Raw genomic sequence first — 23,572 nt, 5'->3', positions numbered from 1 at the left:
CTTACACCGTATCCATAAAGGTCTTCTGGATTCTATTGAACACGATAATGCCCAATGCCAACAGGACAATCATAAATCCTGCGCTGTAACCTAATGCTTGCCAGCTGAATTCGCCTACGCCAAGCCCTGCAAGAATCATAATCAACACGGGGGTGAGTAGCAAAAACTCAGCCAATAAAAAATCGATCCCGGTGGGCCGGAATCGATTTTTCACGTTAAATTGGTGTTAGCCTCTGGTTACCCTGAACATGAAGCTGATTACGTTCGAGTCAAAGGTGTTTTCACTATCATCACTGGCGCCAAACGTATACAAATAGCCGATGCTCAATCCGACGGACCATGTGTCAGAGATCCACCAGTCCTTGCCGATTTCTACTTGCATTTCGTAGTCGAGAATTTCGAATGTTTGATGGAGGTTCTCTTTGTTGTGGTTTATGTCTTCACCGAAGAATGCGAACCCATTTGCGATGCTAAAGAAGGCGCCGTTCATTACGGAATGGGGATTTCTAAAGGGGTAGAATGTAAATCCTACTCCTACAAAACTATAAAAGCCATAGGCATCGTCATCCTTGCTGTTTTTTTCTTTAAGGTTTTGTGGCGAAGATCCTAAGACCGAATATTGATTATCGAAGTTACGTTCGTAAGAAGTTTCACTATACTTGCCTTCGCCTATCAGCATGGCAAAGTCTAGTTCAAAGAACAGCGCCACGAGGTTCCCAAAGGATCTACCGAATCTCAAGCCGAGAGTCGGTATGGCGAAATCGTTGAATTCATAAACTTCCTCTACTACTCTTTCGTACGAATATGAATAGTCGTTGTTATTATAGTCATAATGATGTTTGTATTGGTAATCGGATTGCTTGTAATTAAAACCTACATAGGTTGCGCCAAGGCTTGCGTTAAAGTAGAATCCACGATGCTCCCTTGGCGGTCGATAAAGTTTTACCGGCTTTTGGGGGGTAACGGTTTCTTCGACTGTTTCTGCGGGATTTTCTTCGGATTCCTGTGCAAAGACTGTGGTCGCTGCAAGCATTCCGGCAAGAACCATCTGGACGAAGTGACTATGAAAATTTTTCATATTCGTCTCTTAGCCTCTTGTCAAGCGGAACGAAAGGGTGTACACTGTTTCTGTACCTTTAGCTTCATCAAAATTTGTTGAAGAATGGTTGTATGAAAATCCAATACCTATGGACAAGTGGTTGCTTACCCACCATTCCTTGCCAATTTCTGCGATAAAGCTTCTTCCAAAGGAGGCGATGTTTCCTGCGGAGTAGTCGTCCGCTACAAAACATGCATAAATAACGTAACCAAAAGATCCGCCGATAAAGAAACCGTTCATGGCTGAATTTGGATTTCGGAACGGGTAGATTGTCGTGCCGAAGCCAACGAAGGTTCTTAAATTTACTGCATCGCCCGAAAATCCTTCGGAATCGTAAGCTCTCCAATCTTCCGCGTAAACCTTATCCCCTTGTTTGTCATAGAGCGGATTGCCGTTCTCGTTTTGGGCGATCTCTCTATCGTAGTTAACCTCTTCGTAGTCCATAACGCCTGAATAGATCGCGAAATTGAATGTTGTATGAAAGGCAATCAGGTTTGCAATGGCTGTACCGAACTTAAAGTCGAATGAAGGGGTTGTGATTCCCCAAAAATCAAATGATGCGATATCTTTTTTATCAATTCTGGAGTTGTCCAGATCTTCCCATGTACTTTTGGCGCTGATTTTGTTGTAGCCAATGCCAAAGCCTACGCTATTGTAGAAACCGCGATGTTCCCTTGGGACAAAAGATGAAGTAAGATCTTCGGCGAAAATGCCAGAAACAAGAATTGCAAAAATAAAAAGGAATGTATTTTTTAACATAGTGCGGATAAAATAAAAAATTATTATGTTTTTGTGTAGACGCGTGTAAATGGGTCTACACTTGGTTTTAGGATTAGATATGAAATTTGGCATTTTTCTTTTTGTGGCAGGTGTGTCCTGCGCGGTGGCTGCGGAAGCGGATAGTACTCTTCGTCAGTTGGCGGAGGCTCGTGGCCGCATGGTGGGTTCTATTCTGAATTCCAATTGGTTTAGCTATGGTCTTGGGGACGATGCCGAGGTTTATGAGAATACTCATAAGTCGCAGTTCAATATCGTGGTTGCCGAAAATGAAATGAAGTTTGACGCCACGGAGCCGGCCCGAAATTCCTTCAACTTCAAGAACGGCGACAAGCTGATGGCGTACGCTGCAAAGAATGGAATGCAGGTTCGCGGTCATGCGTTGGCCTGGCATAGTCAGGTTCCTCAGTGGGTGCCTGATCTGGCTGCGAGTGTGGCTGCTGCGGGCGGCTCTGCCAAGGACACCTTGCTTGCGGTTTTGAAGAATCATATCGAAAATGTGGTGGGCCATTACAAGGGCAAGGTCCGCGAGTGGGACGTGGTAAACGAAGCTATCTCCGATGGTACTCCTGCGGCTTGGCGTGATGGCGCGACTTCTGTTTGGTACAAATATATTGGTCGCGAGTTTATTGACTCTGCCTTTGTGTGGGCCCATAAGGCGGACCCGGAGGCGAAGCTTTATTATAATGATTATTCCCTGGAGTGGGGAGTGGGTGCCGGCGCCAAGGGTAAGTTCGCTGTGGATTCCGTGGCAAAGCGCCTGAAGGCTGCGGGCATTTACATTACGGGTCTTGGGACACAGACTCATATTTCTGATTACCATGTGACGACGCCCCCTAACGTAAAGGCCTTGGCTCAGGCTCTTGAAGCGGAAGGCTTGACTTTGCAGATTACGGAATTGGATATTGGCTTCGATAAGAAGGATGTTTCCAAGGCGGATTTTGAGGCCCAGGGAAGTTTGTACCGTCAGTTTATGGATGTGTTCCTGGAGGCGCCCAACATGGAGGCGTTTGTTATCTGGGGATTTTCCGACAAGTATAGCTGGCTTGCTGATTTGTATAAGTATAATGGTCTGGTTTTCGATTCCAGTTTTGCAAAGAAGCCTGCTTACGATAGTTTGGTTGCTAGTTTGAAGGCTCATAGTGCAGACAAAGTTTCCAAGGTTAAGGATATTGTCCCCTTGGTTTGGGAGGATGCTTCGCCTTTTGGAAACGGTTCCTACGTGATTGTGGATTACAGCCAGGCCGGTGCTGAATCTCGTGGGGAATGGTCCGGTGATGTCAAAAATGGCAATGGCAAATTTGAATCAGAACCGCTGGCTGGCAAGACGGGCTACATGAATGTTCCGTTGGCGGGTTGCGACCAGAATGCGGATTACTGTGGCTACCAGCATGCGATTTACACGTTGCCTCAGGATGTGGTGGATTCCAATTTCCTGTCGAAGTGTGAGGCCTTGGTGTTTACTGCTTACGGACCTACGGGGAGTACCGCCTACGTGAATATTGGAGTCAACGACCCGAAGATGACATTGCAGAATGGACGGCCCTTGAGCGCCAAGGTTTGGAGTGGTATGATGGTAGACTTGCAGGCGATTCGTGATGCTATGGCCGGTGATGCCGCCGTTAGGCCCACGCAGTTGACTTTCAACAGCAGCAATACTTCCGCCATGTATATTTCAAAGATTGAAGCTGTGGGCTGCCCCGATGGCTCCGAACGTCCGGCTGCGATCCGCGGTGTTTCTGCTAGGGACGAATTGAAGGTCGTGATGAGTGGCCGCACCTTGAATCTTGTAGGTGTAGCGTCTGCTCGTGTGGACGTGATGGATTTGCAGGGACGTCCGGTATTTTCCGCTAATGATGTTCGGGGCTCGCAGAACCTGGAGGGGCTTGCAAGTGGAACTTACATCGTTCGCGTTCAGAGTGGTAACTTACAACGTATTGGCCGCGTGATTTTAAAATAGCGCTGCCTTTTGGAGTAACTTGGAAATATCCCTGAACTTGGTTCAGGCTTAAAAAAAGGCGTCCTTTCGTGGACGCCTTTGCTTATTTGACTGTAATCCGCATTTTTTGGGGGAGCTACTAACCAAATAATCCTGTTTGTGGAATTTGGTTAGTAATATTTGCCTCAAAAATCCCGTTTTACAGTCGAATTACTAACCAATTTGGCTAATGGAGCTTGATTGGTTAGTATATTGCTTGTTAATTTGTATTAAATTAGGCGTTTTTTACTAACCAAAATACCCTTTTTTAGTGGCTTGGTTAGTAGCACCTGTAGCTCCTTATTTAATTCGCAGGCGGGCGTACTCGTACAATCCCAGGGAAAGGGCCACGGAGGCGTTGTAGGAATGGGCTTCGGGCATCATGGGGATGCGGAGTACAGCGTCGCACTGCTTCTTGATGAAGGGAGGCAGACCTACGTCTTCGCCACCGACTGCAATAACGGCCTGATCGCTGAACTGGAAGTCCGCCAGGTTGGTTTCGGTGTCGGCATCCAGACCGAGAATCTGGTAACCGGCCTGTTTCAGTTCGCCAACGGCAGCTTCCAGGTTGTTGGGACGGCTGATGCGCATTTTTTCAAGAGCACCGGCAGAGGTTCGTGCGACGCTGGGAGTAATTCCGCACATGCCCTTGGCGGGGAGCAGCAAGATGTCGCAGCCCAAAGCCAGACAGCTACGGATGCATGCGCCCAGGTTGCGGGGGTCTTCGATGTTGGTTGCGACGGCGATCAGTTTCTTTTCTCCTTTTTCCTTGGCGGCAAAGAGTTCGCCACGGACGTCTTCCCAGACCAGCAGTTCCTTTTCGTTCATGAGGGCGACCACGCCGTGGTTGGGGGTGGCGTAGCTGTTCAGGATCTTGGAGTCCACCTGCTGTACGTGTACGTGTACGCGCTTGGCCAGTTTCTGCAGTTCATAGAGCTTGGGGTTGCCGGACTTGTGCATAAAGAGCACGCGGTGAACCTGCATGGGGCTCTTGGTCAGGAGTTCGGTGACTTCCTTGATGCCGCCTACGGCGACCTGGGGTGCTGCGTCTGCGTCGCCTACTGCGGGGATCACGCCGTCTTCATAGGCGCGGGCTGTGTCCTGCGGACGTTCTTCAAAGCGGGGCTTAAAATCGCGGCGGTCATTGAAGTCGCGACGGTCATTGTTGCGGAAACCTTGAGTAAAGTCGCGGGGGCCATCGCCCTGGGGGCGTGCGGGGCGGAACTCGTTGTCTTCGCGGACGCGGTAGTTCTGACGGGGAGCGCGGCCGAAGCCTCGGCGTTCGCTTGTTTCGCGACGATCGTTAAAGTCGCGGCTTGATTCACGGCGGTCACCAAAATTTTTGTTGTCTCTATCAAATGCCATGGTTGTTTCCTTTCTTCTTGTTTAAAAGTATGCGTTCCCTTTTTGCGAACCCATTATTCTTTCGCTCTGCACACAATTACCTGGTTCATACGGATGTCGGTTTCCTTTTGTTCCAGAGGCTCCACCTGGATTTGTTTCGGGGTGGCGATGCCTGCCTTGTAGGCGTCGGGGTGTTTTGCTAAAAAGCGGTCGTAGTAGCCCTTGCCGTGTCCTTGGCGCTGGCCTGTTACGTTAAACTTTGTGCCGGGGACCAGGAATACGGTGAAGGGGCCGGTATAGGGTTCCAGTCCTTCTCGGGGTTCCATGATGCCGAAACGTCCGGGGGCCAGGTCCTTTTTCAGATTGTCGATGGGGTAGAACTCCATGGTGGTCTCGCCGGTCACTCGGGGCAGGAGCAGACGGTTTTCGCGGACCAGCTGTTCCAGGACGGGAGTGATGTTGGGTTCACCTTTCAGGGGGTAGAAGGCTGCAACTTTACGGGATTCCTTGTAGCCAGGTATGGCGTGGATTTCTTCCCAGGGGTTGTTGATCAGCTCTTCGCCGGGGCGCTTTCTTTTGGCCGGGTCAAAGAACCCGCGGGCGCCCAGGACCACGATGAAGAGGAGTATGAGGAGTGCTGCTTCCATAATTTTTTTGCAGGCGCTGTGCCCGCTGTTGAGTTAGTCGGGATCGCCTACGCGCTTGGCCTTGGGAAGGTTTTCCTGGAGGATTTCGTTCCAGATTTTCTTCTGCCAGTTCATGAGGTGGGCTTCTTCGTAACGTTCTTCCCAGGGCATGGTTCCGGGGGCGGCCAGCCAGATGAGTTGCGCCCTGTTGCCCAGCATGGAGGGGTCCAGGTTCAGGGTGGCTGCCTTTTCGTCGCGCCAGGTCTTGAGAACCGAGAGCAGGTCGGAATTGGGGACTACGGGCGGGGGCGGTGCCTTGGGGAGGCGTTCAGGCCAGTCGCTTTCGGGGGTGGCCATGGCGGTTTCCATCATGTTGACGAAGGAATCCAGGCGTTCGTCCCTGAAGTTGCGGGGGAGGCGGGGCAGGTGGTCCAGCAGTACCTGGGGGTAGGTGTCGACGGCGTGGCGTACGATGGCTAGCATCAGGTCGCCGGGCATCACCTTGTAGGGCGGGCGGTCCATTTCTTCGGCCTGTTTTTCGCGCCATTCCCAAAGGTACTTCAGGATGTTCAGGGCGCAGGGGCTAAAGACGCTGCTGCCGGTAATGCGCCAGGGATCCTTTTTGGGCGGGGCCGGATTACGGGAATGCTCGATAAGGGCGTCACACTGTTCGGTGAGCCAGCTCATGCGTCCGGCGGCCTGCAGTTTTTCTACCAGGATGGCGCAAAGTTCATGAAGGTAAAAGGTGTCGTGGATGGCGTATTCGCACATTTCCAGGGGCAGGGGGCGAGTGGTCCAGTCGGCACGCTGGTTTTCTTTTTTCAGTTCGTCGCCAAAATATTCGCGGACCAGGTCGGCCAGGCCTAAATGGGGTTCGCCCAGGATCTTTGCGGCAAGCATGGTGTCGAAGATGTGGGTGGGGCTAAACTGGTAAGTCTGCCAGAGCAGTCGCAGGTCGTAGTCGGCCCCATGGAAAATCAGGGTCTGCATGGCGCGTGCCTTGAACAGGGGGGCCAGATCCAGGCCGCAGAGGGGGTCTACGATATAATGGTGGTCGCCAATGGTGATTTGAATAAGGCAAAGGCGTGCTGTGTAGTGATACATGGAGTCAGCCTCGGTGTCCACCGCGGCCATGTCATAATTCTCCAGGTCCAATAGAAGGTTGGCTAGTGTCTCCTCGCTATCCACCAATATGTACTTTTCGTCTTGCATCATTTGGGTAGAAAATGTAATAAATGTATTTGTCATTACGAAAATGTTTCTAAATTTGCGCCTATGAAAAAGATTTCTCTTACCGGTATCAAGCCGACTGGCACTCCGCACCTCGGCAACTATGTGGGCGCAATCCGCCCGGCTCTCGAACTTACTAAGACTTACGATGCAGTCTACTTCATTGCAGACTATCACGCTCTGACCACCGTGCAGAACGGCGCCGAAATGCGTGACAACATCTACAAGGTGGCCGCCACTTGGCTGGCTCTTGGCCTGAACCCGGAAGAGACTTTGTTCTATAAGCAGAGTGACATTCCCGAAATCTTTGAACTTAGCTGGGCTCTCAGCTGCTTTACCCCCAAGGGCTTCATGAACCGCGCCCACGCCTATAAGGACAAGGTGGCAAAGAATGAAGCCGCCGGCGAAGATGTTGACGCAAACGTGAACATGGGTCTTTACTGCTACCCCTGCCTCATGGATGCCGACATTTTGATGTTCAATGCAGACATCGTTCCCGTTGGCAAGGACCAGAAGCAGCATGTAGAATTTGCCCGCGATATCGCCATCAAGTTCAACAAGCATTTTGGCGAAGATGTGTTCACCGTTCCTGAACCGGTTTTCCAGGAATCCACCGGCGTGATCCCGGGTCTGGATGGCCGTAAGATGAGTAAGTCCTACGACAACTACATCGACATCTTCCTGGATTCCAAGGCTCTCAAGAAGCGCCTGGGCAAGATCGTGACCAACTCCCAGGGTATCGAAGAACCCAAGGATCCGGATACCTGCAACGTGTTCAAGCTGTACAAGCTTTTCGCTACTCCGGAACAGTGCGACGCGCTGGCTGCCCGCTACCGCGCAGGTGGCCTGGGCTGGGGCCACGCCAAGCAGGAACTGCAGAACGTTCTTGAAGAACATCTGGGTGCCGCCCGCGAAAAGTACTTCGACCTTCTGGCCCACACCGAAGAAATCGACAAGATTCTCGCCTACGGTAAGGAAAAGGCCAGAGCGAAGTCTAAAGTTATGATGGATCGCGTGCGAGGCCTTCTCGGAACGTATTAGTCAAGCGGGAACGGCTTGTATTAACAAGCCGTGGGAGCGCGAAGCAATTGGCGTCATAGGTTCTTATGGGACGAAGGCCAATTGCGGAGTCGTATAAGGCCCGCGTCAAGTCCAAGGCAATGATGGACAAGGTCCGCTCCTTGCTGGGTACTTACTAGTTGGCGACTCCGGCTCACAGTAATCCTTAGAAGCATTTTTACAACAGCCCCCGGCAATACGCCGAGGGCTTTTGTGTTATACTTTTTATTATAATTATCCACGATATGAAATCAGTCCTGTCCGTCATCCTTTTTTTAGTACTGAATGCGTTTGCAGTATCCGCAAATGGTTCTTTTGGGGTGACTGCAGATGGCTCGATAAGTCCCTTGGGAATGGTGCTGATGGGAGCTGCCACGGGATCGTTTAATGCGGATTCGGTCATGGCGGCTGAAGCGGAAGGTGCAGACTCTTGCGAAGGCGATGACTGCGAAGATGATGACGATGACTGCGAGGGCGAAGATTGTGAAGAATCGGAAGATTGCTCCGAAGAGGACTCTGAAGATTGTCTGGATTCCGCTGCGGTTGCCGCCCGCAATATGAAAAATGTTCCTCTTCCACGTCAGACTGCCTATACTGGCAAGGGCCTGTCTATTGGTCTTGGTGGTGGAATTTACAATCCTACGGAAGATTGTGATTGCATGGGTATTTGGCAAGGGCAGCTGGAATACTTTTATGCCGATTGGATTAGTGGCGGTATCGATGTCCGTTTCTTTGGGGGCGACCTGGATAGCGATGTGATGGTCATGTACCAGCGCTACCGTACGAACCTCAGGTTCCATAAGGCCTGGCAGAAATTGGATATTTACCTGGAATCGGTGTTGGCCTTTGAAAATACAAGCATTTCTGAATTGCGTGACCAGATCAATAGCCGCGGAAAGTATTCTACGGAGGTCGTTGGCGATTTTACCGATGATATGCCGGATTGGGTTGTTGGCGTTACCACGGATACAATTCTCGTTGAAGACACGACCTTTGTGAAAGACAAGGAAGCTTGTGAACGGATGCTGTCGCTGGATGGTTTTTCTGTGGGCGTGGGTGCTGGTTTTGGTTTGAATCTGACTCGCCTCTGGGGTGTGACTGGAAGTGTTCTTTTCGAATACAATTTCTCGAAGGTTATGGAACTCTCCTTGGTGCCCGGTGTGGCCTTCAATTTGCGCGAAGTTTGGGGTTGGGCCAAGAAAAATCTGCTTTCTACCTGGATTATGGTGGAATTTGGCGCCCAGCGATACTTCAATAATGGTGTAAAGGATTGGGCGAATTACGGTCTTGTGGGCATCCAGTTGGGCATTTAACCCTTGGACTGCCCCTTCCAGTTTGACAAAACGGTTTGATTTTCTATATTTGAGCCACCGATTTTTATCGGAACCCTCCCGGGGCCAATGTTGGTAACCTGGGCGAAAGACCAAAGGGATCTCATTATGAGACAGTATGAAACTATGGTGATCATCGACGCTATGATCTCCGACGACGCCATCAAGGCTGAAATCGAGACCATCGCCGCTGCAATCACTAAGGGTGGCGAAATTGTTCGTCGCGATGATTGGGGCAAGCGTAAGCTCGCTTATTCTATCAACAAGCGCCAGCACGGCTTCTATGTTATCTTCTACTACAAGGCAGAAGTTGCAACTGTTGCCGCTATGGAAGCAGCTCTCAAGCTCAATGAAAACGTTCTCCGTTGGATGACCCTCGCTGATTATCCGATGTCCGAAATCGTTTACAATGCAGACATGGCTCAGTCTACCGAAGAAATCGTTCCGGTTGACGCAGAAGAAGGGGAGGCTGAATAATGGCTTTTGAAGATAAGAAGCAGGCAACCCGTATTCGTCGCAAGAAGACTTGCTGGTTCACCGAAAACAACGTTCAGTTCATTGACTACAAGGATGAAAAGACTCTCCGTCGCTTCATCTCTGAACGCGGTAAGATTATTCCTCGCCGTATTTCTGGCACCTCTGCTAAGTATCAGCGTATGCTGAACGAAGCTATCAAGCGTGCTCGTCAGATGGCTATCCTTCCGTTTGTCTCTGACAGCATGCGCTAATAAGGAGGAACTAGACTATGGAAATTATTCTTAAGGCTAACGTACCTCACCTCGGTAAGATGCTCGACGTTGTGAAGGTTAAGAATGGTTATGCAAATAACTACCTCTTCCCCCGCAAGCTCGCTGTTCGCGCTACCAAGGAAGCTATCGCTGAAATCGAAAACAACCGCGCTGCTGTTGAAGCTGCATTCCAGAAGGAATTGGCTGCTGCAGGCGACGTAGCTGCAAAGCTCTCTCAGATTTCTGTGAACATGGAACGCCGCGTTGTTGAAGGCGAACGTCTGTACGGTTCTGTATCCGCATCTGACATCGCTGACGCAATCACCAAGCAGGGTGTCAAGGTGACCCGTGCTCAGGTCGAACTGGCTGAACCCATCAAGCAGCTGGGTGTCTACACCGTGACCATCAAGGTCTTCGGTGACGTCGAAGCTCAGGTTAAGGTTTGGGTCGTTAAGGAACAGGCTTAATTAGCTGCCGGACGCGAAGTGTCCACAGGCTTAAGCCAATCCCTAAAGACTAGATCTTTTGGACCGCTCCCCTCCTAATCGGGGGGGGGCGTTTTTTTTGTTGGAAAATAGTTGGTTGGAAAAGGCGGTGGAAATATTTGAAAAAGAGGGTTTTACACCGCCTTTTTATTATGTTGTATGAAAATTAGACGGTTTTGGAAGTACTTTTTTGGCTTTTGGCCTCCGTAAAAGCCTGATTTTGCGATTTGTTATGAACACTCTCCCCCTAAAAAGGTGTTTTATTGTAGGCAAACTAACGAAAAGGCGGTGGCGGGACGGCTGTTTTCGGCTTTTCCACTGCCTTTTTTCTGAATTTTTGCGGAAAAACGTATTTATAGGCCGTTGCGGCCGCCTGAGGTTTGGTTTATGGTGGGTGAGTTTTCTATTTTTGGGGCATGCGCAAGATTTCGTTGATGTCTTTTGTTAAGATTATGGCCTGTGCGGCCAGTTTGTTGGCTGTTCAATCTTTTGCACAGCCCCGTGATTTATTTGCTGAATTTGAGGAAGAAGCCGCTGTGGCCGATAAGGCCGCCGCTGATTCTGTAGAGGCTGCCAAGAAGGCCGAGGCGGATAAGAAAGCCGCCGAAGAAAAAGTCGCCGCCGAGAAGGCCGCTGCCGAAGAAAAAGCCGAGGCGGAACGCGTAGCCGCCGAAAAGCAAGCTGCCGAAGAAAAGGCCGCCGCCGAGAAGGCTGCAGACAAGGCCGCCGCTGATAGCGCCGCTGCTGCCCAGGCGGCTGCTGCCGCTCCCGTAAAGACCGAAGAAGAATTGGCTGCTGCCCAGGCGGCTGCTGCCGCTCCCGTAAAGACCGAAGAAGAATTGGCTGCTGAACAGGCTGCAAAAAGAGCTGCTGCAGAAAAGGCGGCTAACATCATGCGCTCAACGGCAGAAGGAGCCGCTGCCGAAGCAGAAAAGGCTAGGGCTGCGTCCGATTCCTCCGCTGCTTCGCAGGACCCCTACGAAGGTGTAGACCGCAACGAACTTTACGCCCGCGAAATGCAGCGCATCAGTGATTCCCTGCAGTATATCAGCGATTCTATCGCTCTTGCTCAAATGACTGCCGATAGCATTGCCGCTGTCGAAAAGGCTAGGAACGATAGCATCCAGGCTTATAACGATTCTATTCAGGCAGCCAGCGCCAGTTCTACAGCAATTCCCTCTTCCAGCTCCATGAGCCGTCGCGACATTCTTGGCCCCGTCAAGGTTTCCAAGGTGAATGGCCTCGACGATATGAAGGGTAAGTACAAGAGCCCCCGCAAGGCCATGTTCATGTCTCTGGTGGTGCCGGGCGCCGGTCAGCTGTATGTGGGCGGATCCACCTTTACCAAGGTCCGCGGTGGTGTTTATCTAGCTCTCGAAGCCGCTCTCTGGGGTAGCTGGTATTACTATTCCGTGTACAAGTATGATCGACAGGTAAACAGATACAAGAACTTTGCCAACGACCATTTCTCCATTGGTACCTACGAAACGAAGATGCGTAAACTGTATAAGGATGTTTCTGAGAATGGGGCTGAATTCCGTTCCCGTTACCTCGGTTCTCGTGAGTCCTTCTGCGAAGCCATTTTTGGTGATGCGAATAGGGAAGGTTGCTACAACGATTCTTACGTCTACTACAAGGATACTGACTATAGAAATCGTTTTGTCAACAATCCTAAGTCGCTGGGTGATGATCGCAAGAAGAACGGCTTCTACGATGAATCTGCTGTGTACCAGCATGTGTCCGATGGCTCTTACGTGCTGGGCTGGGACGACGTGAAGGACGAAGCTGTTGCTGCAAGCCTTGATCTTGAAACTAATGGTTCCGAAGTTGTGGCCCTAGGTACATCCTCCAATCAGGACACCTACCGCAGCATGCGCAACAAGGCTAACGACTATGCCGATATGCAGGCCTGGTTCTTTGGCGGCATCATCCTGAACCACATTGTGTCTGCCGTTGATGCAGCCTTTACGGCCCACGCTCATAACAAGGCTCTGTATCAGGAAGATCTTTCCTGGTATGACCGTCTCCACTTTGACGGTGGTGTAGTTCTTGGTGAATCTGTTGGCGTAAATGTAATGGCTAGCTGGGGATTCTAATGAAGACTTTTGGAAAGGTCCTTCAAGTTCTACTTCTTGCCGCCGCGGTCGCTTTTTCGCAGGTGGTCATCTCTGTTGATGACAATGTTTCTAAGAATAGCGACAAGAGCTGGTGGAAAGCCATGGGTGCTTCGGCACTCCTTCCGGGTATGGGCGAACTGTACCTGGGCGAGCAGGACTTTGTGCGGCCTTTCGTGTGGACCGACGTTGCCCTGTGGGTGACTGCCATTGGATCCTATTTTATTGGTGAACGCTATGTGACATCCGCTCACGGATATGCGGTTCGTCACGCAGGGCTTAATACTTCCAGCAAGAACGTCGATATGCTGAATACCGTGGGCGATTATCGTAGCCGTGGCGGTGTTGACGGTCAGAACTCTTCACCTGATATGGATGAAGATTACAATCAGGCCATGATTCGTGCTGGCAAGAAAATCGATGAAGACCTGTCGGCTGAAATCCAGTGGGACTGGGGTAGCTCCGACAATCCCGAAACTTCGGAACACATTGATGAATATAAAAGTCGCTTGCGCCATTATCGTGTGAGCCGCATCGTTTTCCAGGCTAGTGTTGGTGCGTTGGTCTTGAATCGTGTGGTTTCTATGCTGAACACGATCCGTGTTTATCGACGTACTTCTTCTAAGGCCTTCTCGGAACGGATTGAGTTTGTTCCCGAGTTCTATGAAGATGGAAGCGGCTTGTTGATGAACGTTAAATTTTAGGCGGATTTAGGCAGCTGTTTGAGACCGCGGAGCACCTAAACAACATTATAGGATTGAACAAATGCATGCAGGTACTTCTAATTTTTTAAAGGCATTCCCCATAAAGTTTGCGATTCTAATTGCGACGTTCATTTCGTTGCTGTTAGTGGGGTGTAGCGATGAAGCTCCTGGTGCAAAGGTGCCTGCTTTCAAGGCTCCTGATTCCAAGGCTGCGGCCAAGAGTGGTGCGCCCGGTGGTAAGGGGCCCGGTGGCCCTGGTGGTCGCGGCAACAAGACTTTCGCCGTTGAAGGTTATATTGCAGAATTCCACAAGCCCAGTGGATCTTTCCAGACAATGGCTACCTTGGAAGCTTTGAACCGTGTGGAGTTGTCCGCTGCCGCCAACGGTCGTCTGGTGAATCTTTACGCAAAGGATGGCGCTTCTGTACAGAAGGGTTCGCTCCTTGCCAAGATTGATGATTCCGAATTGAAGGCTCAGTTGAAGCAGGCTGAATCCAGTCTGCATCTGGCTCAGCAGAAAATGGAACGTACCAAGGGCTTGGTCGAAAAGAACGCCGCGACGACGACGGATATGGAAGCTGCTGAAGCCTCCCTCAAGTCTGCCGAGGCCAGCGTCGAATTGATAAAGGCTCAGATTGCAAAGACTGAAGTCCGTGCCCCCTTTAGCGGTAAACTCGGTTTTGTGAATGTTTCTGTGGGCGCCTGGGTGACCACGGGCACTTCCATTGCGACTTTAAGTGAAGTGACGAAATTGAAGGCCAAGTTCGCCTTGCCGCAACGATATGCGACTACCTTGAAGGTGGGCAATCCCATTACCTTGATTGACGAAGAACGGGCCATCCAGAAAGTGGGGAAGGTGACAGCCCTTGACGCCACGATTTCGGAAAGCAGCCGTACCCGCCAGATTATGGTGACCGTGGATAATTCCAAGGGCGAATTGATTGCTGGCGGTTATGCCAAGGTTAGCGTTGAATTGCAGTCTGGCCGAACCCAGACAATTCCCGTTCCCGCCGAAGCTCTTACGCTGGACAAGGATGGCGCCTATATCTTTGTGGTGCAGGATGGCAAGGCTTCTATGCGCCGTGTGGAGACGGGCCTTCGCACTCCCATTGCAGTTGATGTAATTTCTGGGCTGAATGAAGGCGATACCGTTATTACTTCGGGCTTGATTAGCATCCGTCAGGGAAGTTCTGTTCGTATCCGAGAAATCCGTAACAACACCGATTACGAAGTGGATTAGACGAGAGACGAAAGAAAAATGAGTGTTGCAAATCTATCTGTTCGTAGACCTGTCCTAATGACGGTGATGGCCTTGGTCATCATCTTGCTTGGCGCCTTCGGTATGAGTGAGTTGGGTATTCGTGAATACCCGAACGTAGACTATCCCATTATTCAGGTTAGAACTTCTTATCCTGGCGCAAACGCTGCCGTGGTGGAAGCCGAAGTTACCGAAGTCCTGGAATCATCCATTAACAGTGCCCCGGGTATTAAGGCCCTGACCTCTACCAGCTCCGATGGCTTTTCTTATATCAGTGTGGAGTTTGAAACGGGCATGGATCTGGAGGATGCCGCCAACGATATCCGTGACCGCGTAAGCCGTGTCCGCCGTAAATTGCCTGACGATGTGGACGAACCGACGGTGAACAAGAGCGACTCCGATTCCGACCCCATCTTGATGATCAGCTTGGTCAGCGATAAGCTGGACGCCATGGACGTTTCTGAAATCGCACGCAATCATGTGAAGGAACGTCTGCAGACCATTAACGGTGTTTCCGAAGTGGTTATCTGGGGTGAAAAGCAGCCTACAGTGCGTCTGTGGATTGACCCCATCCGTATGCAGGCCATGGGCGTTACCGGAAGCGAAATGAGTGCCGCCCTTTCCAAGGGCAACCTGGAACTTCCCGCAGGCTCTATCGAAGGTTCCGAAACAACCCTTTCTATTCGTACTCTGGGCCGAATTTCTGACCCGGAAGCTTTTGCAAACATTGCGGTAAAAACTGCGGCCGATGGCACTGTAATTCGCGTGTCCGACGTTGCTAACATCCATTACGAACCGCTGGATACCCGTAAGGGATTTAGACGTAACGGCAAGAACACGGTGACCTGCGCTCTGGTGGCTCAGCCTGGCAGTAACCATGTGAACATCGCTGACGAATTCTACAAGCGTGTGGAAGAACTCCGCCGGGAATTGCCTGAGGGTGTCGAGATGCTTTATGGCCGCGACACTTCCATTAATATCCGCGCTTCCATCAAGGAAGTGGTGGAGACCATCTTTGTGGCGTTCCTTCTGGTGATTGCCATTATCTTTGCATTCCTGCGTGAAGGCCGTACGACGATTATCCCCATGGTGGTGGTGCCGGTGGCTGTGATTGGAAGTTTCTTTGTGCTGTACCTTTGCGGCTTTAGCATTAACGTTCTGACGCTTCTGGCCATGGTGCTTGCCATTGGCCTTGTGGTGGATGATGCTATCGTGATTGTGGAAAACATTTACGACAAGATTGAAAAGGGCATGACACCTAAGCAGGCTGCCGTGGCGGGAACAAATGAAATCTTCTTTGCCGTGATTGCAACGTCTGTGGTCTTGATGGCAGTGTTCATTCCGGTGCTTGCCCTGGGCGGTACCACGGGTCTTCTATTCCGCGAATTTGTGGCGGTGATGATCGGGACGGTCTTCCTTTCTACCACTTGCGCCTTGACGCTTTCTCCCATGCTTTGTTCGAAGTTCTTGCGTCATCAGAAGAAGGGATCGTTCTACAAGATAACGGAACCGTTCTTTGAAGGTCTGAATAAAATTTATGCCGTGCTTCTGGGTGGCTTCCTTAGATTGCGTTTCTTGTTGTTCCCGGTGGTAGCCGGGCTCCTGTTTGCGGCTTATTTCTGCTTCAACAACATGAGCTCTGAAATGGCTCCCACAGAAGATTCGGGCTCTGTCATGGTGAACGTGAATATGCCCGAAGGTGTGACCCTTACCCGTACCAAGCGCATGGCCGATGCGTTTGTGGATGAGGTCATGACCATTCTGGATAGCGGTGAATATAAGGAAGTGCAGGCTGGCGCCTGGAATGCCGGTAACTCCAGAATTCGTTTGTCCTTGAATGACGACAAGACGGCTCGTCGCCCCCAGAGCGAAATTGCCCATGCCATCCAGATTCTGGGTAACGAATACCCGGACTTGCGCGTGATGGTGTTTGAACCTCAGAGCATCAGTACCCAGCGAGGTGGTCTGCCGGTGCAGTTCGTGTTGCAGGCGGGGTCCATCGAAACTTTGCGTACCTTGGTTCCCAAGTTCATGGAAGCGGCTAGCAAGAGCCCCATATTCAGCGTGGTGAACACCAACCTGAAATTTACCAAGCCTGAATTACATATTGAAATCCTGCGAGACAAGGCTGACGAGGAAGGGGTATCCGTAAATGATATAGCCCAGGCCATTCAGCTTTCTATCAGCGAAAAGAGCTATGGTGAATATTATCGTGAAGGCCGCCAGTACGACGTGATTGGTGCCGTGGGTTATCAGTACCGCAGCTCTCCCCAGAATCTTTCTCTGTTGACGGTGAAGAACCGCAAGGGGGAGGCCGTTAGCCTGGATAACTTCATCACTTATAAGGAACGTTCTGCATCTCCGTCGTTGCCCCGTTACAACCGATTCAGTTCTGCGACCATTCAGGCAGGGCTTGTTCCCGGGATGACCATCGGCGATGGCGTTGAAGAAATGCGCAGAATCGCTAAGGATGTACTGAAGGAATACCCCAACGTGAGCACGACCCTTAGCGGTGCTTCCAAGGAATTCGAGGAAAGTTCTTCGGGATTGTATATCGTGTTCTTGCTGGCTCTGGCGCTGGTGTTCCTGGTGCTGGCGGGTCAGTTTGAAAGTTTCCGCGCTCCCCTGGTGATTTTCTTTACGGTGCCCCTGGCTTTGGCCGGTGCGTTGGCTTGCCTCTACCTGACAGGTCAGACCTTGAATATCTTCAGTGAGATTGCCTTGATTCTGTTGATTGCCCTTGTGACCAAGAACGGCATCCTGATTGTGGAATTTGCAAATCAGATTGCGGCGGCTACCGGATGTACAAAGCTTGAGGCGGCTAGGCAGGCGGCGACCCGCCGCTTCCGCCCGATCCTTATGACGAGCCTTTCTACGGTATTGGGCGCAGTGCCCCTGATCCTCACGGGCACGCCTAGCCGTATCGCAATGGGTATTGCCATTGCGGGCGGTCTCACCTTTGCGACCTTCATGACGCTCTTTGTGGTGCCTGCGGCCTATAGCTACTTCGCCGGCAAGGTGGAGCACGTCAGCTCTACTGATGCAAGTAAGATGGCTTAAAATTATTCAACTAGCTGGAAGACGACTTCACCCTTGCGGCTCATGCCATAGCGTGTGCGGAGAAGCCCTTCCTTGTAGAGGGAGTCGGTCTTCAGTTGCTGAATCTGCACTTTGCGCTTGTCGATCACCATCTGCAGCGAATCAATCTGATGCTGGTAGCTGGCGATCTCGCGGTTGATTCTACGCTGCTGTCTGATGCTGTTCTTTCCGAACATCATCTGGGCCACTACGATGATGGCGAAGATAAACAGTGCGAGAATGACTAAGTGCTTCTTCAAGCTCAAAACTAAAGGCTCCCATTAAAGTAGAACTGCATATTGTCCTTCGTCTGGACCAATCCTGCAATCTCAAGTTCCGTTAATATAGCTAAAATGTTGCCAGTCTTAAAGTTACAATCCGCTTGAATTTCCGAAAAAGTCTTGCGGAATCCGTTGAACTTTGTAAAAATCATGGTGGCCTCCTGGGAAAGCTGGCAGCCGGTGTGGGCGAGATTCTGCAAAGAGGGAGCTTCCTGGCTATGGGCGGTCAAGGGAATTCCTGCCTGCACTCTCAGACTTTCCGGTAAAAAAATTGGCTTTGCCTTCCCGCAGTCCAAATAAAGATTGGGGCCGCAGGCCACTTCGCTGTCAAAATCTCCCGGCACGGCTAATAGCAACTTGCCCTCGCCAAGGCAGTAATCCGCCGTGATCAGGGCCCCGCCCTTGCTCTTGCTCTGTACCAGTACCGTAGCGCGGCTAAGACCGCTGATGATGCGGTTACGGGCCGGAAACATGCCCTTCAGGGAGGCCTGGTCGCCGGCGTACTCGCTAAGGATAGCGCCTCCGGATTCCAGGATGCGGCGGGCCAGGTCGGCGCGTTCTCCGGGGATTCTTGCGTCGATTCCCTGGGCGATGACGGCGATGGTGGGGAGGCCCGCCTCCAGGGCGGCTTCGTGGCAGTAGCTGTCGATGCCTTGAGCAAGCCCCGAGACGATGACCGCCTTGGTGCCTTTCAGGGAATGTACCAGCCTGCGGCAAAGTTCTGGGGCGGAACTGCCTGGACGTCGGGTGCCTACCATGGCAATTCCAATGGAGTCTTTTTCTGGCAGTGCGCCCTTGTAGAATAGACGCTTTGGCCTCAAAGACGATTCGCCCAGCAGTAGCGGAAACAGTTTCGGTTCTAATTCCTGGCTGACGTACTCTTCGGCTTTTCTATTTTTACCCATATGAAGTATTCCTTTCAAGATCTTGTGAATATCATGGCCACCCTCCGCTCGGAAAATGGCTGCCCCTGGGACCGTAAGCAGACGCACCAGTCCCTGCTCCCCTACTTGGTGGAAGAATCCCACGAATATATCGACGCAGCCCAGGCCAACGACAAGGTTCACATGGCCGAGGAACTGGGAGATGTGCTCTTCCAGGTGGTATTCCATTCACAGGTCGCGAAGGACAATGGCGATTTCTGTATCGACGACGTTGTGCAGGGAATCTGCGAAAAAATGGTCCGACGTCATCCTCATGTGTTTGGCGATGCCAAGGTGGATGATGCCTCCGAGGTGACCCGTAGATGGGAACGCATCAAGGCTGCGGAAAAGAACAATCAGGACATGGTCGGCAAGTCCGCTATGGATAAAGTAAGCAAGAGCATGCCCACGCTGGCCCGTGCCCAGGAAATCCAGCGGCGTGCCGCTAAGGTCGGATTTGATTGGGTCGAGGCAGAACCTGTATTCAACAAAGCTGTGGAGGAATTTAGCGAATTCCGTGCCGAAATGCAAGCCTCCTCTGCGGAATGCAACAACATCGACCGCATGGAAGATGAGTTCGGCGATATCTTGTTCAGCCTGGTGAACGTGGCCCGCCATTGCGGCTTCAATGCGGCCCTGGCACTGGAACGGGCCAACACCAAGTTCGAAAAGCGCTTCCGTATCGTGGAACAGATGGCTCGCGACGAAGGCAAGGAAATGAAGGAGGAAACTCCTGAACGTCTGCAGGAATTCTGGCGCGCTGCCAAGAAGGCCACAAAGGTGCAGCCCTAGGCCGCCGATTTAATACAAATTGGAACGTTCTTTTTGGGAATAGGGGTTTAGCAGAAAAAGTTTCCGCTAACCGTTTTGCGAGGTATATTATTATCGTGCTTCCAATCTATTTCTGGTTCTAGAGAAGGGATGCCGGATCGAACCATACGGGTAGGAATAGATAGGAAGCACACTTGTTCTCTTCTAATTCCACTGAGTCCCGCGGGCTTGTCCCGCGGGGCTCTTGTGTATTTATGGGAGGGTGTCGGTAAAACACCCTTCCTTGTGTTGTGTACATGTGAAAAAGTCCCGCGGTTTCCCGCGGGACTTCTTCTAATTCTGAGTTGAACTCAATTAAACGTTTGGGGCCGTGAGCAAAAAAAAACTCGGTATTAACCGAGGTCTTTTCAGCGAGAGTGAGGGCCTGCCAGAACTTGCATTCTGAATGGGCCCGAACGGTCTCGTTAAGCGCGTGCGCCAGCCTTGTCGCCGTACTTCTTGATGAGTTCTTCCTGGATGTTCTTGGGAACCGGAGAGTACTTGCAGAATTCCATGGTGAATTCTGCCTTACCCTGGGTCATAGAACGCAGGTCAGTTGCGTAGCCGAACATTTCGGACAGCGGAACTTCAGCGGTGATGGTGGTCATGCCCAGTTCTTCGTTAGTACCAGCGATGGTACCACGACGCTGAGAAACGTTACCAACAACGGAACCCTGGAATTCGGTCGGGGTCTGGATTTCGACCTTCATGATCGGTTCGAGGATCTGAGCGCCGGCCTTAGCGAAAGCTTCGCGGAAAGCCATACGAGCAGCAACCTGGAAGGCCATATCAGAGGAGTCAACCGGGTGGAATGCACCATCCTGAACGTCCATTTCGATACCCACAACCGGGAAGCCGATCAAGGAACCTGCTTCCATGCAGCTCTGGAAACCCTTATCGCAGGACGGGATGTATTCCTTAGGAATACGGCCGCCAACGACGGAGTTAACGAAGTTGTAAACCTTTTCGGAGTCGCCTTCGACAGCCATCGGACGCATTTCGCCGACAACCTTAGCGTACTGACCGCTACCACCGGTCTGCTTCTTATGAGTGTAGTCGAACTTGGAAGAACGAGTGATGGTTTCGCGGTATGCAACCTGCGGAGCACCAGTCTGGACGTCAACCTTGTATTCACGACGCATACGTTCGATGTAAACGTCAAGATGAAGTTCGCCCATACCCTTGATGATGGTTTCGCCAGATTCCTTGTTAACTTCAACCTGGAAGGTGGGGTCTTCCTTGGTGAAGCGGTTCAGAGCCTTAGACATGTTGTCCAGGTCGTCACGGTTCTTAGCTTCGATCACCAGTTCGATAACCGGGTTAGGAACGTGCATGGAGGTCATGTTGTAGTGGTTCTTGCCATCGGTAAAGGTAGTACCGGATGCGCAGTCAATACCGAACAGAGCAACGATGTCGCCTGCACCAGCTTCGGTGATATCCACCATTTCATCAGCGTGCATACGAACGAGACGGCCAACGGAAACCTTCTTGGTGGTTGCCATGTTGGTGATCATGTCGCCCTTCTTGATGGTACCCTGGTAAACGCGGATGTAGGTCAGCTGACCATAGCGGTCGTTGACCAGCTTGAATGCGTAGCAAACCAGCGGTTCAGCATCTTCGGACTTCAGGACAACTTCTGCTTCGTTGTTGTCGATGTCCAGAGCCTTGTTTTCAACTTCGGTCGGGTTCGGGAGGTAGTCCACAACACCGTCGAGGAGCTTCTGGATACCAATGTTCTTGTGAGCGGAACCCATGAACACCGGAGTGATTTCGAGAGAAATGGTAGCTTCGCGGATGGTCTTCTTGATGAGATCCTTGTCGATTTCATCAACGCCATACATGCCTTCCATAGCCTTTTTCATGATTTCGTCGTTGTAGTCTGCGCAGCAGTCAACGAGCTTTTCACGGTATTCCTGAGCCTGGTCAACCAGTTCAGCCGGAATTTCCTTTTCGATCATGTCGTCGCCGTTGGCGCCTTCGAAGTAGTAGGCCTTCATTTCAACCAGGTCGACCACACCCTTCAGTTGGTCTTCGAGACCGATAGGAATCTGCATAACGCAGGGCTTGTGGTTCAGCTTTTCCTTGAGCATAACTGCAACGCGGAGCGGATTTGCACCGGAACGGTCGCACTTGTTGACAAACACAACGCGGGGCACATGATAGCGGCGCATCTGGCGGTCAACGGTAATAGACTGAGACTGAACGCCTTCCACGCCGGTAAGAACGAGGATAGCACCGTCAAGCACACGGAGAGAACGTTCAACTTCGATAGTGAAGTCCACGTGCCCCGGGGTATCGATGATGTTGATGGTGTCAGCTTCGCCAGACTTGGTGTGAGTCCAGCTTGCGAAGGTAGCAGCAGACTGAATGGTAATGCCGCGTTCGCGTTCGAGTTCCATGGAGTCCATCGTGGCACCGACGCCGTCCTTACCACGAACTTCGTGGATAGCGTGAATACGCTTGGTGTAGTAGAGGATACGTTCGGTAAGAGTGGTCTTACCGGAGTCGATGTGGGCAGAAATACCAATGTTTCTGTGAGTTGCAATGTTTTTCATTTTTTATTCCACAAATGGAGTTGATGTTATTTGAGTTGCGCGCAAAGATAGAAAAAAAAGGGGGTGGGGTCAAGGGCGGGGTATTTTTGGGACCATTAAACAGCGAAATCCAGGCCTTTTTGACCCGGATTTCTTGAAATTTTTAAAAATAAAAGGTTTTTTATAGGTTTGCGGGACCGACCTGCTAACCCTATATATTAATCTTGGGGCTCGGCAGGTTCTGCATCCTGAACTTCCGGATCCTGGTCCGAAAGGGCCTTGAAGTAGGCCGCAGCCGTTTTTCCCACCTCGTTGGTGTCGTAGAAGGTGTAGGCTCCATTGCCGATGGCGCCGATGGCTGGGATGGCTCGGAGGGCCACTCGACCAAGCATCTTGGTAGAAACTTTCAGACCGATTTTCTGGAGGATCTTTTCCAGAGCGCTGAGGGAAAGCTTTTGCACGATAATGCGACTGCCGGTGCGGACTGCCAGGTCGCGGAGGAGGGAGGCGGCGCTGTGGCGGAAGAGGCACCAGACCATGGCTTCGCGGCTGAGGAGGGCTACCTTGCCATAAGTAGCGGCAATGTCGGAGACCAGCTGGGCCTGTATACGCCAGACGGAGGCAATGTCGGGGATGGAGGTCAGGACTCCGGTAAAGCCAGCGGGGATAGAAAGTGTGGCACTGACGGCTGCTGCCTTGATGGCTGCCTGCTGGGTCAGTTTCTTCACTTTTTCGCCGGGGTCGGCTGTTTCGACATAGAGGGATTCGGGAATCTCGGTAATCAGTTCGAAAAGAAGCTTGGAAAATTTATCCTTAAGCATGTCGGCGGTCTTGTCGTTTATTTCCATAGAGTCCTCTTGAATCCTTCTGGTGCAAAAAAAATGTGAGTGCCCTTGAAATATACAATAGAATTTGAGGATCGTTCATGAAATGCGCAAACATCAGTGTCTTATTTTGTGGAGGTTTTCGTTTCGTTCTACGATTATCGGAATTCTGGAAAGTAATCTAATGGCGGTTTGACAGCGAAGTGGAAAGATTGCTCGTGAAGTGATGATTCTCACGTTTGTGAGAGTTCCCTTTAAGAATTTTCGTTTTGTACGATATATCTAAAAGAATGATTGATAGGACCCTTGTAGACATGACTCCGGATTTAGCCAAACGGTATTTGGCACACAACGATCACAATCGGCCTTTGCAGCTGTTGTGGGTTCGT

21 protein-coding genes are annotated in these 23,572 nt (G+C 51.2%); 11 read left to right on the top strand and 10 right to left on the bottom strand.

The annotated features are described in order from the left end of the window. Nucleotide 1 precedes the first annotated feature (1 nt). From MMG03_RS00580 to MMG03_RS00570, 3 genes are read right to left on the bottom strand one after another with little or no spacing between them, the layout of a single operon-like run. The gene (locus MMG03_RS00580; RefSeq protein ID WP_175549669.1) at nt 2-175 is read right to left on the bottom strand and encodes a hypothetical protein; all 174 of its coding nucleotides are present in this window, start codon (nt 173-175) and stop codon (nt 2-4) included. 51 nt (nt 176-226) lie between these two features. After that, on the bottom strand, nt 227-1,078 hold the full coding sequence (locus tag MMG03_RS00575) for a hypothetical protein (RefSeq protein WP_249505370.1): 852 nt from the start codon (nt 1,076-1,078) through the stop codon (nt 227-229). Between the two features lie 9 nt (nt 1,079-1,087). Next, nucleotides 1,088-1,858 carry a hypothetical protein gene (locus MMG03_RS00570; protein ID WP_073155611.1) on the bottom strand — a complete coding sequence of 257 codons (771 nt, stop codon included), beginning with the start codon at nt 1,856-1,858 and terminating at the stop codon, nt 1,088-1,090. A 79-nt stretch (nt 1,859-1,937) separates the two neighbouring features. Between MMG03_RS00570 and MMG03_RS00565 the strand changes: the two genes are divergently transcribed. Beyond that, nucleotides 1,938-3,836, top strand: a complete 1,899-nt coding sequence (locus MMG03_RS00565) for an endo-1,4-beta-xylanase (RefSeq protein WP_249505369.1) — start codon at nt 1,938-1,940, stop codon at nt 3,834-3,836. A gap of 318 nt (nt 3,837-4,154) precedes the next feature. Here the strand turns inward: MMG03_RS00565 and MMG03_RS00560 are convergent, their stop codons facing one another. Genes MMG03_RS00560 through MMG03_RS00550 form a run of 3 tightly spaced genes read right to left on the bottom strand, consistent with a single transcriptional unit; the run spans nt 4,155 to nt 7,039 of the window. Next, nucleotides 4,155-5,219 carry an RNA methyltransferase gene (locus MMG03_RS00560; protein ID WP_249505368.1) on the bottom strand — a complete coding sequence of 355 codons (1,065 nt, stop codon included), beginning with the start codon at nt 5,217-5,219 and terminating at the stop codon, nt 4,155-4,157. 53 nt (nt 5,220-5,272) lie between these two features. After that, nucleotides 5,273-5,845, bottom strand: coding sequence for a 5-formyltetrahydrofolate cyclo-ligase (locus MMG03_RS00555; protein WP_073155617.1), 573 nt, complete (start codon nt 5,843-5,845; stop codon nt 5,273-5,275). 33 nt (nt 5,846-5,878) lie between these two features. Further along, on the bottom strand, nt 5,879-7,039 hold the full coding sequence (locus tag MMG03_RS00550) for an HRDC domain-containing protein (RefSeq protein ID WP_073156706.1): 1,161 nt from the start codon (nt 7,037-7,039) through the stop codon (nt 5,879-5,881). Nucleotides 7,040-7,099: 60 nt separating this feature from the next. Here MMG03_RS00550 and trpS point away from each other — a divergent pair, with 60 nt between their 5' ends. The 9 genes from trpS (at nt 7,100) to MMG03_RS00505 (ending at nt 17,793) form a co-directional block, all read left to right on the top strand. Further along, nucleotides 7,100-8,095 (top strand): tryptophan--tRNA ligase, encoded by a 996-nt coding sequence (gene trpS / locus MMG03_RS00545; RefSeq protein ID WP_073233569.1) that lies wholly within the window; start codon nt 7,100-7,102, stop codon nt 8,093-8,095. 263 nt (nt 8,096-8,358) lie between these two features. Beyond that, nucleotides 8,359-9,426 carry a hypothetical protein gene (locus MMG03_RS00540; RefSeq protein ID WP_249505367.1) on the top strand — a complete coding sequence of 356 codons (1,068 nt, stop codon included), beginning with the start codon at nt 8,359-8,361 and terminating at the stop codon, nt 9,424-9,426. Nucleotides 9,427-9,552: 126 nt separating this feature from the next. Then, a complete protein-coding gene (gene rpsF, locus MMG03_RS00535; RefSeq protein ID WP_073155629.1) occupies nt 9,553-9,921 on the top strand; it encodes a 30S ribosomal protein S6 in 369 nt (122 codons plus the stop codon). Further along, entirely contained in the window at nt 9,921-10,172 is a 252-nt protein-coding gene (gene rpsR / locus MMG03_RS00530) for a 30S ribosomal protein S18 (protein WP_073155632.1), read from the top strand. The genes rpsF and rpsR overlap by 1 nt, the downstream gene beginning before the upstream one ends. A 17-nt stretch (nt 10,173-10,189) precedes the next feature. Continuing rightward, complete coding sequence (gene rplI, locus MMG03_RS00525; protein ID WP_073155635.1) at nt 10,190-10,639, top strand: 50S ribosomal protein L9; 450 nt, start codon at nt 10,190-10,192, stop codon at nt 10,637-10,639. A 452-nt stretch (nt 10,640-11,091) separates the two neighbouring features. After that, nucleotides 11,092-12,753, top strand: a complete 1,662-nt coding sequence (locus tag MMG03_RS00520; RefSeq protein ID WP_249505366.1) for a hypothetical protein — start codon at nt 11,092-11,094, stop codon at nt 12,751-12,753. Further along, nucleotides 12,753-13,475, top strand: a complete 723-nt coding sequence (locus MMG03_RS00515; RefSeq protein ID WP_249505365.1) for a hypothetical protein — start codon at nt 12,753-12,755, stop codon at nt 13,473-13,475. The genes MMG03_RS00520 and MMG03_RS00515 overlap by 1 nt, the downstream gene beginning before the upstream one ends. A gap of 61 nt (nt 13,476-13,536) precedes the next feature. Then, nucleotides 13,537-14,715, top strand: coding sequence for an efflux RND transporter periplasmic adaptor subunit (locus MMG03_RS00510; RefSeq protein WP_073155644.1), 1,179 nt, complete (start codon nt 13,537-13,539; stop codon nt 14,713-14,715). Between the two features lie 18 nt (nt 14,716-14,733). After that, entirely contained in the window at nt 14,734-17,793 is a 3,060-nt protein-coding gene (locus tag MMG03_RS00505; protein WP_249505364.1) for an efflux RND transporter permease subunit, read from the top strand. A gap of 2 nt (nt 17,794-17,795) precedes the next feature. Here the strand turns inward: MMG03_RS00505 and MMG03_RS00500 are convergent, their stop codons facing one another. After that, nucleotides 17,796-18,071: a septum formation initiator family protein gene (locus tag MMG03_RS00500; RefSeq protein ID WP_073156709.1), complete on the bottom strand. Its 276-nt coding sequence runs from the start codon at nt 18,069-18,071 to the stop codon at nt 17,796-17,798. A gap of 8 nt (nt 18,072-18,079) precedes the next feature. Further along, complete coding sequence (locus MMG03_RS00495) at nt 18,080-18,997, bottom strand: DNA-processing protein DprA (protein ID WP_073282761.1); 918 nt, start codon at nt 18,995-18,997, stop codon at nt 18,080-18,082. On the opposite strand from MMG03_RS00495, the gene mazG reads away from it, so the two are divergent. Next, a complete protein-coding gene (mazG, locus tag MMG03_RS00490; protein ID WP_073233575.1) occupies nt 18,998-19,807 on the top strand; it encodes a nucleoside triphosphate pyrophosphohydrolase in 810 nt (269 codons plus the stop codon). Between the two features lie 443 nt (nt 19,808-20,250). Here mazG and fusA read toward each other — a convergent pair whose 3' ends face one another. Beyond that, nucleotides 20,251-22,380, bottom strand: a complete 2,130-nt coding sequence (gene fusA / locus MMG03_RS00485; protein WP_249505363.1) for an elongation factor G — start codon at nt 22,378-22,380, stop codon at nt 20,251-20,253. Nucleotides 22,381-22,577: 197 nt separating this feature from the next. Next, on the bottom strand, nt 22,578-23,207 hold the full coding sequence (locus tag MMG03_RS00480; RefSeq protein ID WP_073155659.1) for an EcsC family protein: 630 nt from the start codon (nt 23,205-23,207) through the stop codon (nt 22,578-22,580). Nucleotides 23,208-23,572 lie beyond the last annotated feature (365 nt).

It is taken from the genome of Fibrobacter sp. HC4, assembly GCF_023373925.1.
In the GTDB taxonomy this organism is placed as follows: Bacteria; Fibrobacterota; Fibrobacteria; order Fibrobacterales; family Fibrobacteraceae; genus Fibrobacter.
The sequence above is the reverse complement of the archived record's forward strand: the minus strand, read 5'-3'. Positions and strand labels throughout refer to the sequence as shown.